Origin of the sequence: Klebsiella pasteurii, assembly GCF_018139045.1 — a bacterium.
Lineage (GTDB): Bacteria > Pseudomonadota > Gammaproteobacteria > Enterobacterales > Enterobacteriaceae > Klebsiella > Klebsiella grimontii.
Genome location: NZ_CP073236.1, coordinates 3,907,368 through 3,923,033 on the forward strand (window position 1 = coordinate 3,907,368; position 15,666 = coordinate 3,923,033).

The window sequence follows — 15,666 nt, forward strand, 5'->3', positions numbered from 1 at the left end:
GAGACTTTCGCATCAGGGTATAGTATCGGAAAGGATTAGCCTACTCGTTTAACATCCCCCACCAGCAGGATGTAAGAGAGTGCGCCAACCAGCGCAATAACGGAAATATAAACCAGCGCAGGCGCAAAACCATAGTCCTGAGCCAGATAGCCCACTACCAGCGGAACGGTGATACCGCCCAGCCCGCCGACGAAATTAAACATCCCCCCCGTCAGCCCAATAAGCCGCATTGGCGCAAGCGAAGAGACCAGCGACCAGGTAATCGAAGCGAAGCCGTTACCGAAAAACGCTAACGCCATCAGGACCATAATCCACACCGGATCGTTGGTATAGTTTGCGCCCATGATGCAGGTCGAGATCAGCAGGCCGCAGATAATCGGGGTTTTACGCGCGGCGCCTAACGAGAAGCCTTTTCTTACCAGCCTGTCCGCCAGCCAGCCGGAGAGCAGCACGCCAACAAAGGCGGCAAGGAACGGAACCGTGGTCATAAAGCCCGCTTTCAGCGCCGTAATCCCCTTTTCCTGTGTCAGATAGTTGGGGAACCAGGTCAGGAAGAACCACAGTGTCGAGGTCACGGCAAACTGTCCCAGGTAAACACCTATCAGTTTGCGATGGAATACCAGCTTCCAGTCGGCTTTGGTCAGCGGCTGGCGCGCCTCTTTTTTAACGGGCGCATCGCCGTCCACCAGGCCACCGCCGTCGCGAATATAATCCAGTTCGGCTTTGCTGATGCTTTTCGTCAGGCGCGGCGGTTGATAGACCTTTATCCAAATAAGTGACCATACAATCCCGATAGCGCCGGTAACGATAAATACCCAGTGCCAGCTCAGCATTTCCTGAATCCAGATTAACAGTGGGGTCAGAAATGCCAGCCCGACAAACTGTCCTGAGGTGTAAAAACCGACGGCTGATGCGCGCTCGTGTTCCGGAAACCAGCTGGTCACCATGCGATTATTGGTTGGAAACGCCGGCGCTTCAAATATCCCGGTAATTGCGCGCAGGCCAATCAACGACATAAGCCCGGTGGCAAATCCCTGAAGCAGCGTCGCCACCGACCAGCCAAAAATAGCGATAAAGTAGGTTAGCCTTGAGCCCACGCGGTCAAGGAACCAGCCGCCGGGAATCTGGCAAAGCGTATACAGCCACGCGAAAGCGGAAAATACATATCCCATTTCCGCTTTGGTAATACCAAACTCTTCCTGAATATGCGCCGATGCCACGGCAAGGTTAGCGCGGTCAACATAACAAATCACCACGGTAATAAAGATCATTATCAGCGTCAAATAGCGACGACGCCCGGGTTTTGCAGCTGTAACTGAAATATCCATCGCAATCTGTCTCCAGATTTTGGGCATAGCGAGGCCGCTCACCATGCCCGGTAATTTACAGAGGGTTTATTTAAATTTTTTATTAATAACTTAACCGTAATGCGCTAAATAATTTGTGCTGGGGAAAGGCGGCAAATTTTCGCATTCCCAGGAGCATACATTAGTATGTGACTGGGATAAGAAAATGCAGCCAACGCATCAGCAGCGCAAAGTATGACGCGCATTTACCATTCGGCGACGCTACCATCCTCATGCCGCCACAACGGATTACGCCAGTCCGGCGCGTTCTGACTTAATTCCACGACCCGCGCTTCATCTATTTCTACGCCAAGCCCGGGCTTCATTAATGGTTTAAAGAAACCGCCTTCCATATTGAAGTCCTCTTTATTTTTCACAAAGTCGAGTAATTCCGCGCCCTTGTTATAGTGAATTCCCATACTCTGCTCCTGGAAGACGGCGTTATATGAGACAAAGTCGACGTGCAGGCAGGCGGCAAGCGCAACAGGTCCCAGCGGGCAGTGCGGCGCCAGCGCCACGTCGTAGGCTTCGGCCATTCCGGCGATTTTATAGCACTCGGTAATACCGCCGGCGTGCGACAGATCGGGTTGGAGAATGGCCAGCCCACCCGCTTCCAGCACGCGTTTAAACTCGAAGCGCGAGAACATGCGTTCGCCCGCCGCGATAGGAATCGAGGTTTGCGCCGCCAGCCGCGGATAATATTCCGCCTGTTCGGCAAGAACCGGCTCTTCAATAAACAGCGGGCGATATTGCTCCAGCTCTTTAATCAGCACCTTCGCCATTGGCGCGCTAACGCGACCGTGGAAATCGAGGCCGAACTCAATTTCATTGCCGAACGCTTCGCGAATTTGCGCGACGGTATTCACCGCGGCATCCACCGCGCGCGAGTTATCGATAAGCCCCAGCTCTTCGCAGCCGTTTAATTTAAAGGTATCAAAACCAATTCCGCGCAGCTTTTTGATACCGTCAATCACCTCCGCCGGACGATCTCCGCCAACCCAGCTGTAGGCTTTGATTTTGTCGCGCACCAGGCCGCCCATCAACTGCCAGACCGGCGCGTTCAGCACTTTGCCTTTAATATCCCACAGCGCCTGATCGATACCGGCGATGGCGCTCATTAAAATCGGACCGCCGCGGTAAAAGCCCGCGCGGTACATCACCTGCCACAGGTCGTTAATCCGCGCCGGATCCTGGCCTATCAGATAATCGCCGAGCTCATGCACCGCCGCCTCTACGGTGCGCGCGCGCCCTTCAATCACGGGCTCGCCCCAGCCAACCACGCCTTCGTCGGTCTCAATTTTTAAAAACATCCAGCGCGGGGGTAAACGATACGTGGTGAGTTTGGTTATTTTCATTGCACTGCCTCTCGATACGCTTTAACAAATGCTGTCGCCTGCCGTTGGGTACGCTCTACGGATTGGCCTGCGCGATAAAGATCGCTGCCCAACCCGGCGCCGGTACAGCCTGCTTTTATCCACTGAGCCAGATTTTCCGGCGTCACGCCGCCCACCGCAAAAACGGGCACCTCCGGCGGCAAAACGGCTTTTAACGCTTTGATGTAGTCAGGGCCAAAAGCCGAAGAAGGGAAGACTTTCAACGCCTGAGACCCGGCGTCCAGCGCGGCGAACGCTTCTGTCGCCGTCGCGCATCCCGGGCAAACCGTCATGCCATAGCTCACCGCACGGCGAATGACCTCGGGCTGAATATTGGGCGTGACGATAAGCCTGCAGCCCATTTGGGCAAGCTGATCCACCCGTTCTGTATTAAGCACAGTGCCTGCGCCAATCAGGGCTTTATCGCCATAAGCCTCAACAACGGCGGGAATACTCTTTTCCCACTGCGGTGAGTTGAGCGGAATTTCTACGGCGTCAAATCCGGCGTCAATCACCGCCCCCACATGCGCCAGCGCCTCTTCCGGCTTGATACCGCGCAGGATAGCGATAAGCGGTAAGTTAGTTTGCCACTGCATGGATGATGCTCCTTATTCCTGTCTGAAATGCGTTGTCACCCGACACCACGGTGGTCTGACGGCCAATGGCGCTCAGGGCCTGCTGATAGCGGTTCGCTAGCGCCTCGCCGCCGACAATGGCGACCTGCGAGTCGTGAAAGCGTTGGCTCAGGGTGGCGACTTCCGCGCCAATCAGCAGCCCCGACAGAAACTCGCTGACCTGCTCGCGCGGCAGCGACCCCAGCACGTGCGAAGCGCGCACCTCAAAAAGCCGCGGCAGAATGTCTGGCGAATGAAGGCCGCGCTCAAGCCCGGCGTTAAACGCGCCGGGGGCGGAGACCTGCTCCGGTAACCCGGCGCCGACCAGCGAGTGGCGCAGCAGAAGATGATGCAGTTCGCCGGTCATCACCGTGCGAAAGTCGTTAATTTGTTGGCGGTCGGCCTGCACCCATTTGCAGTGGGTGCCGGGCATCACGTAGACGGAAGAAGGGGCAATCATCCGCGCGCCGAGGAGCTGAGTCTCTTCGCCGCGCATCACATTCTGGTTATCGTCTCGAGAGACGCAGAGCCCGGGGATAATCCAGACTTTGTCGCCAACGGACGTCAATTGTTGGCCAATGGCGGAGAAATCAACGGGAACGGGCAAATAGGGCGCCACCTTCCAGCCGACGTTACTGCCGACCATTCCCGCCATCACTACCGGGGTAGCGCTGTCGCGCCAGCCCGTGGTTATTTCGCTAAACACCGCTGCGGGGGAATGTCCGTTCAGGCGCGTGACGCCAGCTTCCGATTGCCTGCTCTCCAGGCACTGGTCGTCCTGATAAAGCCAGGCGCGCAGGTTGGTCGATCCCCAGTCAATTGCGATGTAGCGAGATGTCATGTGATTTCCTTCAGCCTTCGTGTCGAGCTGGCGATCATGGTGAGCGCCGCCTGCTCCGCCGCTTCGCTGTCCTGATGCCGGATGGCGTCAAACAGCGCCTTATGTTCCTGGAGCGTTTTCGGCATGTTGGCCTCATCGCCCATCCACGTTCTTTCAAATACCGCCCGCTGCAGCGAGCTGATCGCTACGTTGAGCTGTTGCAGTACCGGGTTATGCACCGACTGCAGCACCGCCTCGTGATAGCGAATATCCGCCTCGTTAAACGCCTCTCTGTCCTGGTTGTTGGCGATCATGTCATTGAGCGCTTCTTCTATTTGCGCCAGATCGCTCGACGTCGCGCGCTCTGCCGCCCAGCGGGCAATCGCGGGTTCAACCAGGTTACGTACCTCGCTCATCGCGCTAATCAGCCGCGGGTCGTAATCACTCTCCAGCACCCACTGTAAAACGTCAGTGTCGAGATAATTCCACTGGTTACGCGGCGCAACGAACGCGCCGCGATAGCGCTTCATTTCAATCAGCCGCTTAGCCATCAACGAACGGAACACTTCGCGAATGATATTGCGCGAGGTGGCGAACTCCTCACACAGGTCGGCTTCCGCGGGCAGCGCAGAGCCGGGAACGTATTTGCCGCTGACAATCTGCTTGCCCAGCGTGATAACAATGCGATCGGTTTTATTGAGAGTCATGGAGAGTCCTTGTGCTCTGGATGTCTCCCTCTACTTTACCGCGACAGGCGGATTTAACCGCAACTTTGTAGTACTAACGTGATACCACTCGTCATCTCCATGGACACAATGTAGTACAACACAAACATGTTGTACTACAATTTAGATCACAAAAACGACAATTCGGTTTGGAGATCTTGCAGCGGGGTAAACTTAGAGCATAAAAAAACCCGCGATAAACGCGGGTTTTTCAGAAAGAGACCTTTAGTTTAAGACATATTTTTCAATAGCATACGCTACACCGTCTTCCAGGTTAGATTTTGTGATAAAGTTTGCCGCTTCTTTGACTGCCGGAATCGCATTGTCCATTGCTACGCCGACACCGGCGTATTCAATCATCGCGATGTCGTTTTCCTGATCGCCAATCGCCATCACCTCTTCCGCTTTGATACCCAACGCATCGGCCAGCGATTTCACGCCAGTGCCTTTGGTGACGCGTTTATCAAGAATTTCAAGGAAGTACGGCGCGCTTTTCAGCACGGTGTATTTCTCTTTCACTTCAGCCGGAATGCGGGCGATAGCCTGATCCAGAATCGCCGGCTCATCGATCATCATCACTTTCAGCAGCTGAATATTCGGATCCATATTTTCTGCTTCACAGAAGACCAACGGGATCGTCGCCACGTAGGATTCATGTACCGTGTAATAGCTCACATCGCGGTTCGCGGTATACAGGGTATTGCGGTCGAGCGCGTGGAAGTGGGAGCCGACATCGCAGGCCAGCTGTTCCAGATAGCGGTAGTCGTCGTAGCCCAGCGCGGTTTGTGCAACGGTACTGCCGTCGCTCGCCTTCTGCACTAAAGCACCGTTATAGGTGATGCAGTAATCTCCAGGCTGCTCCATATGCAGTTCTTTCAGATAACTGTGCACGCCAGCGTAAGGACGGCCGGTGGTCAGCACCACGTTAACGCCGCGTTCACGGGCTGCGGCAATCGCGGTTTTCACCGCAGGAGAGATAGTATGGTCAGGCAGCAGGAGCGTGCCGTCCATATCGATTGCAATCAGTTTAATAGCCATGAAATCCCCGGGTAAGATGAGTCCTTACTCATGCTAACGCGATTAAGCCCACAAAAATAGAGCTACATTGCGCAGCAGAATCCCCCCTTTTAGGCAAGATCCGGGGAACGGAGTCTTACTCGCGGGTGAGCACAATTTTGCCAAACGCCCCGCGATCGAGGTGTTCCAGCGCCTGTTCAAGCTGGTTAAAGCGGTAACGGTGCTCAATCACAGGCTTCAACCCGGTCACGTCAACGGCGCGAACGAAATCTTCCAGCGCACGACGGTGCCCGACGCCAATCCCCTGAATCACCGGGGATTTCAGCAACAGTTCGCCCGCGGGCAGCGAGATTTCACTGCCCGCCAGCACGCCGATGACCGAAATACGCCCATGAACCGCCACGGCGCGCAGGGAATGCCTCAGGTTCTCCCCGCCAACGGTTTCAATGATGTGGTCGATGCCGCGATCGCTCGTCAGTTCGTATATCCCTTCAGCCCAGTCACCTTTAAGCCGGTTGATGCCATAATCGGCGCCGAGTTGCTTAGCCCGCACCAGTTTTTCATCGCTTCCCGACGTGACAAAAACCTCCGCCCCCTGCGCTTTGGCAATTTGCAAAGCGAATATCGCCACACCGCCCGTGCCCTGCACCAGTACCGATTGCCCGGCGCGCAAATGACCGCGCTCCACCAGCGCGAACCATGCGGTAAGCCCGGCGCAGGGTAACGTGCTGGCCTCTGCGTCATCCAGGGATTCCGGAGCGGCCACCAACCCGTTTTCATTCACAATCACGTACTCAGCCAGCATCCCCTGAAAGTAACCGCCGGTCGTTTTATAGGGCAAAGTGCGGGCGTCCGCTGTTGGCCTACCGTCGATCCACTCCGGGAAAAAGGTCGAGATGACGCGAGCGCCGGGTTTAAAACGCGTGACGCCCTCTCCCGTGCTTTCCACCACGCCCGCCATATCGGATGCCGGCGTAAACGGGAAGGAAAGCGCGATCGGCATGGAGCCTTCGATAACCATTTTATCGCGGTAGTTGAGCGCAACGGCATTCACCCGTACGCGGACTTCTCCCGGGCCGGGCTGCGGCACGGGCGCCTGGGTGAGTTTGAGATTCTCGCGCCCTAGGGCGTTCATCGACCAGCGTTGCATTGTCTCTGTCATCTTTTTTCTCCTGCAATCAAATAAGCTTCAGTATCGACAGTCTACCGTTGACTCTGAGTCGCCAGTGGCGATAACTTTTCCCACTATTGACGCCAAAAAAGAAACAATTTATGTCCAATACGCTGAAGGATATTCCCGTTTTTGTGGCCGCCGTTGAGGCGGGCAGTTTTGCGCAGGCCGCAATCCGTTTGCATTTGTCGCGTTCGGCGGTGGGAAAGAGCATCGCTCGCCTTGAGGAGCGACTGGGGGTACGTCTGTTTCAACGTACGACCCGCAGCCAAAGTCTGACCGACAGCGGCGCCCTATTTTATGAACACTGCCTGCGCGCGCTGGAGGAAATTCGGGGCGCAGAATCGCTACTGGAAACGGGTAAACAGCAGGTCAGTGGCCGCCTGCGCGTTGCCATGCCGGTGCTGTTTGGCCGCCAGTGCGTCGCCCCGCTGCTGATCGCGCTGGCTCAGGAACATCCAGACCTTGAGCTGGAGATGTCATTCAGCGACCGCGTTGTGGATCTCGTCGAGGAAGGGTTTGATATGGCGGTACGTAACGGCACGCTTCAGGACAGCAGCGTTCTGGTCGCCAGAAGGCTGGGAGAACACCGCATGGTACTGTGCGCCGCGCCGGATTATCTGCAGAAGAAGGGGACGCCGCAAAGCGTTGATGATTTACCCCATCATGCGGCCATTAACTATCTGCAGGCAGGCAGAGTACTATCCTGGCAGCTGATGGACAGTGAAGGTGCCTCGCATACCTTTACTCCCCGTTCATCGCTCAATATGGATGATTTGCAGGCGATCTGCGACGCAGCGCTGGCCGGACACGGTATTGCATGGCTGCCCTGCTGGATGGTCAGTAAAGAAATTCATGAGGGAAAACTCATCCCGCTGTTAAAGCAGGCACCGGATGTGCGCTTCGACGTTCACGCGGTCTGGCAACAGACGCCGCATCTGCCGCTGAGGGTGAGAATTGCCGTCGATACGCTCGCCAGCAGTTTACCGTCCGTGATGTTGCTGGATAGGCCTGCGCCCATAAAAAAGCCGCGCTAAATGCGCGGCCTGAGTATGGCGGTATACGACGATTAAATATCGATGTTTGCCGCTTTGAGGGCGTTCTCTTCGATAAAGGCGCGACGTGGTTCAACGGCGTCCCCCATCAGGGTCGTGAACAGCTGGTCAGCGGCAATCGCGTCCTTAACGGTCACGCGCAGCATGCGGCGGCTGTCCGGATCCATGGTGGTTTCCCACAGCTGATCCGGGTTCATCTCACCAAGACCTTTATAGCGCTGGATAGAAAGGCCGCGACGGGACTCTTTCACCAGCCAGTCCAGCGCCTGTTCGAAGCTGGCCACCGGCTGACGACGCTCGCCGCGCTCGATAAAGGCATCGTCTTCAATCAGACCGCGCAGCGTTTCGCCCAGCGCGCAGATACGGTGGTATTCCGGCCCGGTGACAAACTCGTGATCCAGCGGGTAGTCGGTATCCACGCCGTGGGTACGGACGCGAACGATCGGCTCAAACTGCTGCAGCTCGGCGTTCTCGCGGACATCAAATTTCCACTGGCTGCCGTGCTGCTCTTTCTCGTTCAGCTCGCTCACCAGGGCGTTGATCCAGCGCGTTACGGTCTGCTCGTTCGCCAGGTCGGCCTCTGCCAGCGTCGGCTGATAGATAAGCTCTTTCAGCAGGGCTTTAGGATAACGACGTTCCATACGCGTAATCATTTTCTGCGTGGCGTTATACTCGGCAACCAGTCTCTCCAGCGGCTCGCCGGCTAAGGCCGGCGCGTTGGCGTTGGTATGCAAAGTTGCGCCATCCAGCGCGATGGAGATTTGGTACTGATCCATCGCTTCGTCGTCTTTAATGTACTGTTCCTGCTTGCCTTTCTTCACTTTGTACAGCGGCGGCTGGGCAATGTAGACGTGTCCGCGCTCAACGATTTCCGGCATCTGACGATAGAAGAAGGTCAACAGCAGCGTACGAATGTGCGAGCCGTCGACGTCCGCATCGGTCATGATGATGATGCTGTGGTAGCGCAGTTTGTCCGGGTTGTACTCATCACGGCCAATGCCGCAGCCCAACGCGGTAATCAGCGTCGCCACTTCCTGAGACGCGAGCATTTTGTCAAAGCGCGCTTTCTCAACGTTAAGGATTTTACCTTTCAGCGGCAGAATCGCCTGGTTCTTACGGTTACGCCCCTGTTTCGCAGAGCCGCCCGCAGAGTCCCCTTCCACTAAGTACAATTCAGAGTGCGCGGGGTCGCGTTCCTGACAGTCCGCCAGCTTGCCCGGCAGGCCCGCCAGGTCCAGCGCGCCTTTACGGCGGGTCATTTCACGCGCCCGACGTGCGGCTTCGCGCGCGCGCGCCGCGTCGATGATTTTACCGACTACGATTTTGGCGTCAGACGGATTTTCCAGCAGGTATTCGTTCAGCAGTTCGTTCATCTGCTGTTCGACCGCCGATTTCACCTCAGAGGAGACCAGCTTGTCTTTGGTCTGCGAGGAGAACTTCGGATCCGGCACCTTCACGGAGACCACAGCGATCAGGCCTTCACGGGCATCGTCGCCGGTGGCGCTGACTTTCGCTTTTTTGCTGTAGCCTTCTTTATCCATGTAGGCGTTCAGGGTACGGGTCATCGCCGCACGGAAGCCAGCAAGGTGAGTACCGCCGTCGCGCTGCGGAATGTTGTTGGTAAAACAGTAGATGTTTTCCTGGAAACCATCGTTCCACTGCAGCGCAACTTCAACGCCGATGCCGTCTTTTTCGGTGGAGAAATAGAAGATATTCGGGTGGATCGGCGTTTTGTTTTTATTCAGATATTCTACGAACGCTTTAATACCGCCTTCGTAGTGGAAATGATCCTCTTTACCGTCGCGCTTATCGCGCAGGCGAATCGACACACCGGAGTTCAGGAACGACAGCTCGCGCAGGCGTTTTGCCAGAATCTCGTATTCGAATTCGACCACGTTGGTGAAGGTTTCGTAGCTCGGCCAGAAACGCACCATGGTGCCGGTTTTTTCGGTTTCGCCGGTAACCGCGAGCGGCGCCTGCGGCACGCCATGCGCGTAAATCTGACGGTGAATTTTGTTATCGCGCTGAATGACCAGCTCCAGTTTCTGCGACAGGGCGTTAACCACGGAAACGCCTACGCCGTGCAGACCACCGGAAACTTTATAGGAGTTATCATCGAATTTACCGCCCGCGTGCAGAACGGTCATGATCACTTCCGCCGCCGACACGCCCTCTTCGGGGTGAATACCAGTCGGAATACCGCGACCGTCATCCTGGACGGAGACGGAGTTATCGCTGTGGATAGTAACAACGATGTCTTTACAGTAACCTGCGAGCGCTTCGTCGATAGCGTTATCCACAACCTCGAATACCATGTGGTGCAGACCGGTGCCGTCATCCGTGTCGCCGATATACATACCCGGGCGCTTACGCACCGCATCCAGCCCTTTCAGGACTTTGATACTGGAGGAGTCATAAGAATTCGACATCAACGTTTCTCGCTCATTTTATCTTAGGTTAATCCGCTATTTTACCCTTTTCCACGGTAAACATCTTCGAATTTTCGTCCGACATGTCCATAACGTGTTCAGCGCTAATGGCGCTGACGAAAACCTGCGACTGCGTGGCTTTTAAGCGGCTGGCAAGTAGCCCGCGCCGCGCGTCGTCAAGTTCCGAGGCAAAATCATCTATCAGGTACAGGCAGCGCCGCCCGCTTTCGCGGGTCAGAAACTCGCCTTGCGCCAGTCGTAGGGCGCACATCAGCAGCTTAAGCTGCCCGCGTGACAATGTATCCTCTACCGGCGCGCCATCGGCACGAATGCGGAAATCCGCTTTGTGCGGGCCGTGGGCGGTATAGGTTAGCATGCGATCGCGTTCGAAATTTCGCTCCAGCACCTCGGCATAATCCGTTTCTTTCTCCCAGCCGCGCTGGAAAGAAAAAGTGAGAGCGAACTCCGGCAAAAACTGCCGACAGGTATCCGCCATGTCTTCGACGATAGCGGCGCTATATTCGGCCCGCCAGCGGCTGATTTGCTCCGCCAGCGGGATCAGCTCCAGATCCCATGGCCGCAGCTGGGCATAGCGGCTTACCTGACGCAGCGCGGCGTTGCGCTGCTTCACCAGACGCTTCAGGTTGCTCCAGGCGGTAAAGAATCCGGCTTCGTTGTGGAAGCATCCCCAGTCAAGGAACGCTCTTCTGTATTTGGGGCCGCCGTTGAGTAAAGTAAACCCCTCGGGCGTAATCAGCTGCATCGGCATCAGATGAGCCAGCTCAGCCACTTTATGCCCATCGGTACCGTCGATACGCACCTTGCTGTCGCCCTGCTTATCTTTCGTCAGGCCGATAGATACTTCTCGCTCTTCGCCCTGCAGGCGACCGTGCAGAACAAAGGACTCCTGTTCGTGACGAATCACGCGGCCAATCTGCAAACTGCGAAACGCCCGCCCGTGGCCGAGCGTGTAGATAGCTTCAAGTACGCTGGTTTTGCCGCTGCCGTTGGCGCCAACCAGGAAATTAAAGCCGGGAGAGAGGGCGAGATCCGCATTTTCAATATTGCGGAAATCTTTAATCAGGAGTCGGGATAGCGACATATCAGCTCGTCATCATTCAAGGGGCGTGGGTGTCGCAGCCAGTTCGTCTACCGCCAGCGCGCAGAAAGCGGAGCGTACACGAAGTACGTGAGCATTTCGAGCACTGCCGGAAGGCGAAATGGCAAGTAAACCAGCCCCTTTGCAGATTCTACAATCGCATAGGCATGACGACGTAGGCTGCGGATTGGGAGGCCGCATCCTCAATCTGCACGCTCGAAACGGAATCCGTCAGCAGAATGCGCACGTTCTCACACTTCAGCGCGTTCAGGACGTCCAGCACATAGCTGACGTTAAAGCCGATTTCCATCTCGGTCCCGGCATAGGTGACATCGAGAATTTCTTCCGCTTCTTCCTGTTCCGGGTTATTGGCGGTGATTTTCAGCTGATTTTCACTGACGTACAGTCGCACGCCGCGGAATTTTTCGTTAGAAAGAATCGCCGCGCGAGCAAAGGCCTGCTTGAGAATATCGCAGCCGGCATCCAGGTGCTTATCCGGGTTTTTCGGCAATACGCGGCGATAGTCAGGGAAACGTCCATCCACCAGCTTAGAAGTGAAGATAAAGTCGCCAACGTGAGCGCGGATATTGTTGCTGCCGATCTGCACGCGCAGCGGGGTATCGCCGCCGTCGAGCATACGCATCAGCTCAATCACGCCTTTACGCGGCACGATCACCGAATGATTGGGCAGCGACTCTTCCAGCGGCATCGAGCAAACCGCCAGGCGGTGACCGTCGGTCGCCACGGTGCGCAGTTCGCTACCCTCGGTTTCAAACAGCATACCGTTTAAGTAATAGCGAACGTCCTGGTGCGCCATTGAAAACTGCGTCGCTTCGATCAGACGCTTCATGGTCGCCTGCGGCAGGGTGAATTCGACTTCACTCTGCCAGTCATCGAGGTTCGGGAAATCCGCCGCAGGCAGCGTCGACAGCGAAAAGCGGCTGCGTCCGGAACGCACCAGCATGCGCTCGCCTTCCAGCTGGACCGCGATCTCCGCGCCTTCAGGCAGGCCGCGGCAGATATCAAAAAATTTACGCGCCGGAACGGTTGTTGCTCCCGCTTCGTGCGGCTGAATCAGCGCAACGCGCGCGACCATTTCCATTTCCAGATCGGTACCGGTCAGCGACAGCGCGCCATCGGTAACCTGTAGGAGCAGGTTGCCAAGAATCGGTAGCGTCGGACGACCACCTAAAGGACCGCTAACCTGTTGCAGCGGTTTTAATAAATGTTCACGTTCTACGGTAAATTTCATAGCGTCACGAGGATAATGTTCTGATTAAATTGGAAAAATCTTCTTTGATATCGTGGCTTTCTTCACGCAGTTGCTCAATCTTGCGGCAAGCGTGCAGGACGGTGGTATGGTCGCGGCCGCCAAACGCGTCGCCGATTTCCGGCAGACTGTGGTTGGTCAGCTCTTTTGCCAGCGCCATCGCCATCTGCCGAGGGCGCGCCACCGAACGGGAGCGGCGTTTAGACAGCAGGTCCGCTACCTTAATTTTGTAATACTCCGCCACCGTCTTTTGAATATTGTCGATGGTGACCAGTTTTTCCTGTAAAGCCAGCAGATCGCGCAGCGCTTCGCGCACGAAATCGATGGTGATCGCCCGGCCGGTAAAGTTGGCGTTGGCAATAACGCGGTTCAGTGCCCCTTCGAGTTCACGTACGTTAGAGCGCAGGCGCTTAGCAATAAAGAACGCGACTTCGCCCGGCAGGCGAATGTCGTTTTCATCGGCTTTTTTCATCAGGATCGCCACGCGGGTTTCTAGCTCTGGCGGCTCGATCGCGACCGTCAGCCCCCAGCCGAAGCGTGATTTCAGACGATCCTCAACCCCGTTGATCTCCTTCGGATAGCGATCCGACGTCAGGATGATCTGCTGATTGCCTTCCAGCAGGGCGTTAAAGGTGTGGAAAAACTCTTCCTGCGAGCGCTCTTTATTAGCGAAAAACTGAATGTCATCGATCAACAGGGCGTCAACGGAGCGGTAATAGCGCTTAAATTCTTCAATAGCGTTGTTTTGCAGGGCTTTTACCATGTCCTGTACAAAACGCTCTGAGTGCATGTAAACCACTTTCGCATTGGGTTTACGCGCCACAATTCCGTTACCCACCGCATGTAAAAGGTGGGTTTTACCCAAACCGGTACCGCCATAAAGGAACAGCGGGTTGTACGCGCCGCCGGGGTTATCCGCAACCTGACGCGCCGCCGCGCGAGCCAGCTGGTTGGATTTACCTTCGACGAAGTTATCAAACGTGTGTTTTACATTGACGTTAGAGCGGTAGGTCGGTTCTGCCGGCGCCGGAACGTTATCCCAACCCGGACGCACGATCGTCGGCGCGACGCGCGCCGTCTGGATCGGCTGCGCGGGCGCTGCGGCCGCAACGCTAACCGTACCTCTCTGCATCTGAACGGCTGGCTTAGCGCCTACCTCAAACCGCAGCTGTGGGGCATCCGCACCGCAAAAATCATTGAGGAGTCCATTGATATTATTGAGGTATTTATCCCTTACCCAATCGAGCACAAAACGGTTTGGCGCATACAGTGCCAGCGTGTTATCGCTCAATTCCGCCTGCAAAGGGCGTATCCACATGCTGAATTCTGTGGCTGGTAACTCATCCTGCAATCGGGCAAGACACTGCTGCCAAAGCGAAAGTGACACGGCGGACTCCACTCGAACAAAAATCGATATATAAAAAGAGAAACTGAAACAATCGTGATTGTTGGCACACGTCGACAAGACCCTGCATAGCCGAAAAGCCCTGCACTAAAGGGGTGACGTGCGAACCGCTATCTGCGGTTATTACCCGATGCGGATCTCTGGATCCCGATCGGGACCGGGGATCATAGCCTAAACTGAGAAAGAGATCTTGTGTTTCTCAACAGATTCTTCCCGATTTATCCACAGGAAGGATCGAAGCTGGGTAAGTGTAATCGATCCTGGCTGGAGTGGAGCACGATTTCAGCCGCATATTGGAAAAATTAATGAACTATCCTGGTTTTGGGCTTAATCGATCTAACAAAGATCCTTTGCGATCCTTGCGCTTTATCCACCAGGTCGTATAATCCACCACCCGGCGCGTAATGCCCGTTTTCCGTAACGTGCCATCGCCTGTTTTTTGTGCGGCAAGGTGCGAGAAATAAGGAAAGAGAATTGACTCCGGAGTGTACAATTATTACAATCCGGCCTCTTTAATCACCCACGCTGAGGCGTAGGCCGTTCGAAATTCGTTCGGATTTACGCGAAAGTCAGTGAAATTATTCAAGTTTAGGTAGAAATCGCCATGAAACGCACTTTTCAACCGTCTGTACTGAAGCGCAACCGTTCTCACGGCTTCCGTGCTCGTATGGCTACTAAAAATGGTCGTCAGGTTCTGGCACGTCGTCGTGCTAAAAGCCGCGCTCGTCTGACCGTTTCCAAGTAATAAAGCTAACCCTGAGTGGTTAAGCTCGCATTTCCCAGGGAGTTACGCTTGTTAACTCCCAGTCATTTCACTTTCGTCTTCCAGCAGCCATTACGGGCTGGCACGCCGCAAATCACCATCCTCGGCCGCCAAAATTCGCTGGGGCATCCCCGCATCGGTCTTACCGTCGCCAAGAAAAACGTTAAGCGAGCGCATGAACGCAATCGGATTAAACGTCTGACGCGTGAAAGCTTCCGTTTACGTCAACATGAACTCCCGCCAATGGATTTCGTGGTGGTGGCGAAGAAAGGGGTTGCCGACCTCGATAACCGTGCTCTCTCGGAAGCGTTGGAAAAATTATGGCGCCGCCACTGTCGCCTGGCTCGCGGGTCCTGATAGGCCTGATTCGGGTCTATCAGCGCCTGATTAGTCCGCTACTCGGGCCGCACTGCCGTTTCACGCCGACCTGTTCTCAATACGGAATTGAGGCATTGCGCAGGTTTGGATTGATAAAAGGCAGTTGGTTGACGGTGAAACGCGTATTAAAATGCCACCCTTTACACCCTGGTGGTGACGATCCCGTCCCGCCTGGACCATTTGATACCAGAGAACACTAAC

16 protein-coding genes are annotated in these 15,666 nt (G+C 55.5%); 5 read left to right on the forward strand and 11 right to left on the reverse strand.

From position 1 onward, the window contains the following. Positions 1–35: 35 nt before the first annotated feature. The 7 genes from KCG39_RS18385 to KCG39_RS18415 all read right to left on the reverse strand — a co-directional run bounded on the left by KCG39_RS18385 (position 36) and on the right by KCG39_RS18415 (position 7,057). Positions 36–1,373, reverse strand: a complete 1,338-nt coding sequence (locus KCG39_RS18385) for an MFS transporter (protein WP_071846050.1) — start codon at positions 1,371–1,373, stop codon at positions 36–38. 179 nt (positions 1,374–1,552) lie between these two features. Further along, positions 1,553–2,701, reverse strand: coding sequence for a galactonate dehydratase (gene dgoD / locus KCG39_RS18390; RefSeq protein ID WP_004126926.1), 1,149 nt, complete (start codon positions 2,699–2,701; stop codon positions 1,553–1,555). Beyond that, positions 2,698–3,315 carry a 2-dehydro-3-deoxy-6-phosphogalactonate aldolase gene (locus KCG39_RS18395; RefSeq protein WP_087828623.1) on the reverse strand — a complete coding sequence of 206 codons (618 nt, stop codon included), beginning with the start codon at positions 3,313–3,315 and terminating at the stop codon, positions 2,698–2,700. Before KCG39_RS18395 ends, dgoD begins: the two co-directional genes overlap by 4 nt. Beyond that, positions 3,299–4,174 carry a 2-dehydro-3-deoxygalactonokinase gene (locus KCG39_RS18400; RefSeq protein ID WP_112167110.1) on the reverse strand — a complete coding sequence of 292 codons (876 nt, stop codon included), beginning with the start codon at positions 4,172–4,174 and terminating at the stop codon, positions 3,299–3,301. Before KCG39_RS18400 ends, KCG39_RS18395 begins: the two co-directional genes overlap by 17 nt. Next, positions 4,171–4,860 carry a D-galactonate utilization transcriptional regulator DgoR gene (gene dgoR / locus KCG39_RS18405; RefSeq protein ID WP_004126932.1) on the reverse strand — a complete coding sequence of 230 codons (690 nt, stop codon included), beginning with the start codon at positions 4,858–4,860 and terminating at the stop codon, positions 4,171–4,173. Before dgoR ends, KCG39_RS18400 begins: the two co-directional genes overlap by 4 nt. Before the next feature lie 243 nt (positions 4,861–5,103). After that, complete coding sequence (gene yidA, locus KCG39_RS18410; RefSeq protein ID WP_142468042.1) at positions 5,104–5,916, reverse strand: sugar-phosphatase; 813 nt, start codon at positions 5,914–5,916, stop codon at positions 5,104–5,106. 115 nt (positions 5,917–6,031) lie between these two features. Beyond that, positions 6,032–7,057 carry a zinc-dependent alcohol dehydrogenase family protein gene (locus KCG39_RS18415; protein ID WP_087828625.1) on the reverse strand — a complete coding sequence of 342 codons (1,026 nt, stop codon included), beginning with the start codon at positions 7,055–7,057 and terminating at the stop codon, positions 6,032–6,034. A gap of 110 nt (positions 7,058–7,167) precedes the next feature. Here KCG39_RS18415 and KCG39_RS18420 point away from each other — a divergent pair, with 110 nt between their 5' ends. Continuing rightward, positions 7,168–8,103 (forward strand): LysR family transcriptional regulator, encoded by a 936-nt coding sequence (locus KCG39_RS18420; RefSeq protein ID WP_211811444.1) that lies wholly within the window; start codon positions 7,168–7,170, stop codon positions 8,101–8,103. A 32-nt stretch (positions 8,104–8,135) separates the two neighbouring features. Here the strand turns inward: KCG39_RS18420 and gyrB are convergent, their stop codons facing one another. From gyrB to dnaA, 4 genes are all read right to left on the reverse strand, one after another. Then, on the reverse strand, positions 8,136–10,550 hold the full coding sequence (gene gyrB, locus KCG39_RS18425; RefSeq protein ID WP_004126944.1) for a DNA topoisomerase (ATP-hydrolyzing) subunit B: 2,415 nt from the start codon (positions 10,548–10,550) through the stop codon (positions 8,136–8,138). 28 nt (positions 10,551–10,578) lie between these two features. Next, the gene (recF, locus tag KCG39_RS18430) at positions 10,579–11,652 is read right to left on the reverse strand and encodes a DNA replication/repair protein RecF (RefSeq protein ID WP_004126948.1); all 1,074 of its coding nucleotides are present in this window, start codon (positions 11,650–11,652) and stop codon (positions 10,579–10,581) included. Between the two features lie 148 nt (positions 11,653–11,800). Then, positions 11,801–12,901 (reverse strand): DNA polymerase III subunit beta, encoded by a 1,101-nt coding sequence (dnaN, locus tag KCG39_RS18435; RefSeq protein ID WP_004107206.1) that lies wholly within the window; start codon positions 12,899–12,901, stop codon positions 11,801–11,803. Positions 12,902–12,905: 4 nt separating this feature from the next. Next, positions 12,906–14,306, reverse strand: coding sequence for a chromosomal replication initiator protein DnaA (gene dnaA, locus KCG39_RS18440; RefSeq protein WP_004126950.1), 1,401 nt, complete (start codon positions 14,304–14,306; stop codon positions 12,906–12,908). Positions 14,307–14,629: 323 nt separating this feature from the next. Here dnaA and KCG39_RS28100 point away from each other — a divergent pair, with 323 nt between their 5' ends. From KCG39_RS28100 to yidD, 4 genes are all read left to right on the forward strand, one after another. Then, the gene (locus tag KCG39_RS28100; RefSeq protein WP_418271147.1) at positions 14,630–14,710 is read left to right on the forward strand and encodes a hypothetical protein; all 81 of its coding nucleotides are present in this window, start codon (positions 14,630–14,632) and stop codon (positions 14,708–14,710) included. Positions 14,711–14,928: 218 nt separating this feature from the next. Further along, complete coding sequence (rpmH, locus tag KCG39_RS18445) at positions 14,929–15,069, forward strand: 50S ribosomal protein L34 (protein WP_004871828.1); 141 nt, start codon at positions 14,929–14,931, stop codon at positions 15,067–15,069. Positions 15,070–15,084: 15 nt separating this feature from the next. Beyond that, positions 15,085–15,444, forward strand: coding sequence for a ribonuclease P protein component (rnpA, locus tag KCG39_RS18450; RefSeq protein WP_004871829.1), 360 nt, complete (start codon positions 15,085–15,087; stop codon positions 15,442–15,444). Beyond that, on the forward strand, positions 15,408–15,665 hold the full coding sequence (gene yidD, locus KCG39_RS18455) for a membrane protein insertion efficiency factor YidD (protein ID WP_004871831.1): 258 nt from the start codon (positions 15,408–15,410) through the stop codon (positions 15,663–15,665). The genes rnpA and yidD overlap by 37 nt, the downstream gene beginning before the upstream one ends. Position 15,666: the final 1 nt, after the last annotated feature.

Coding starts and splice junctions, on each gene's coding strand:
- KCG39_RS18415 (WP_087828625.1), bottom strand. CDS start 7,057: ATGACAGAGACAATGCAACGCTGGTCGATGAACGCCCTAGGGCGCGAG.
- yidD (WP_004871831.1), top strand. CDS start 15,408: ATGGCGCCGCCACTGTCGCCTGGCTCGCGGGTCCTGATAGGCCTGATT.
- KCG39_RS28100 (WP_418271147.1), top strand. CDS start 14,630: ATGAACTATCCTGGTTTTGGGCTTAATCGATCTAACAAAGATCCTTTG.
- rpmH (WP_004871828.1), top strand. CDS start 14,929: ATGAAACGCACTTTTCAACCGTCTGTACTGAAGCGCAACCGTTCTCAC.
- KCG39_RS18420 (WP_211811444.1), top strand. CDS start 7,168: ATGTCCAATACGCTGAAGGATATTCCCGTTTTTGTGGCCGCCGTTGAG.
- recF (WP_004126948.1), bottom strand. CDS start 11,652: ATGTCGCTATCCCGACTCCTGATTAAAGATTTCCGCAATATTGAAAAT.
- KCG39_RS18400 (WP_112167110.1), bottom strand. CDS start 4,174: ATGACATCTCGCTACATCGCAATTGACTGGGGATCGACCAACCTGCGC.
- dgoR (WP_004126932.1), bottom strand. CDS start 4,860: ATGACTCTCAATAAAACCGATCGCATTGTTATCACGCTGGGCAAGCAG.
- KCG39_RS18395 (WP_087828623.1), bottom strand. CDS start 3,315: ATGCAGTGGCAAACTAACTTACCGCTTATCGCTATCCTGCGCGGTATC.
- dnaN (WP_004107206.1), bottom strand. CDS start 12,901: ATGAAATTTACCGTAGAACGTGAACATTTATTAAAACCGCTGCAACAG.
- yidA (WP_142468042.1), bottom strand. CDS start 5,916: ATGGCTATTAAACTGATTGCAATCGATATGGACGGCACGCTCCTGCTG.
- dgoD (WP_004126926.1), bottom strand. CDS start 2,701: ATGAAAATAACCAAACTCACCACGTATCGTTTACCCCCGCGCTGGATG.
- gyrB (WP_004126944.1), bottom strand. CDS start 10,550: ATGTCGAATTCTTATGACTCCTCCAGTATCAAAGTCCTGAAAGGGCTG.
- KCG39_RS18385 (WP_071846050.1), bottom strand. CDS start 1,373: ATGGTGAGCGGCCTCGCTATGCCCAAAATCTGGAGACAGATTGCGATG.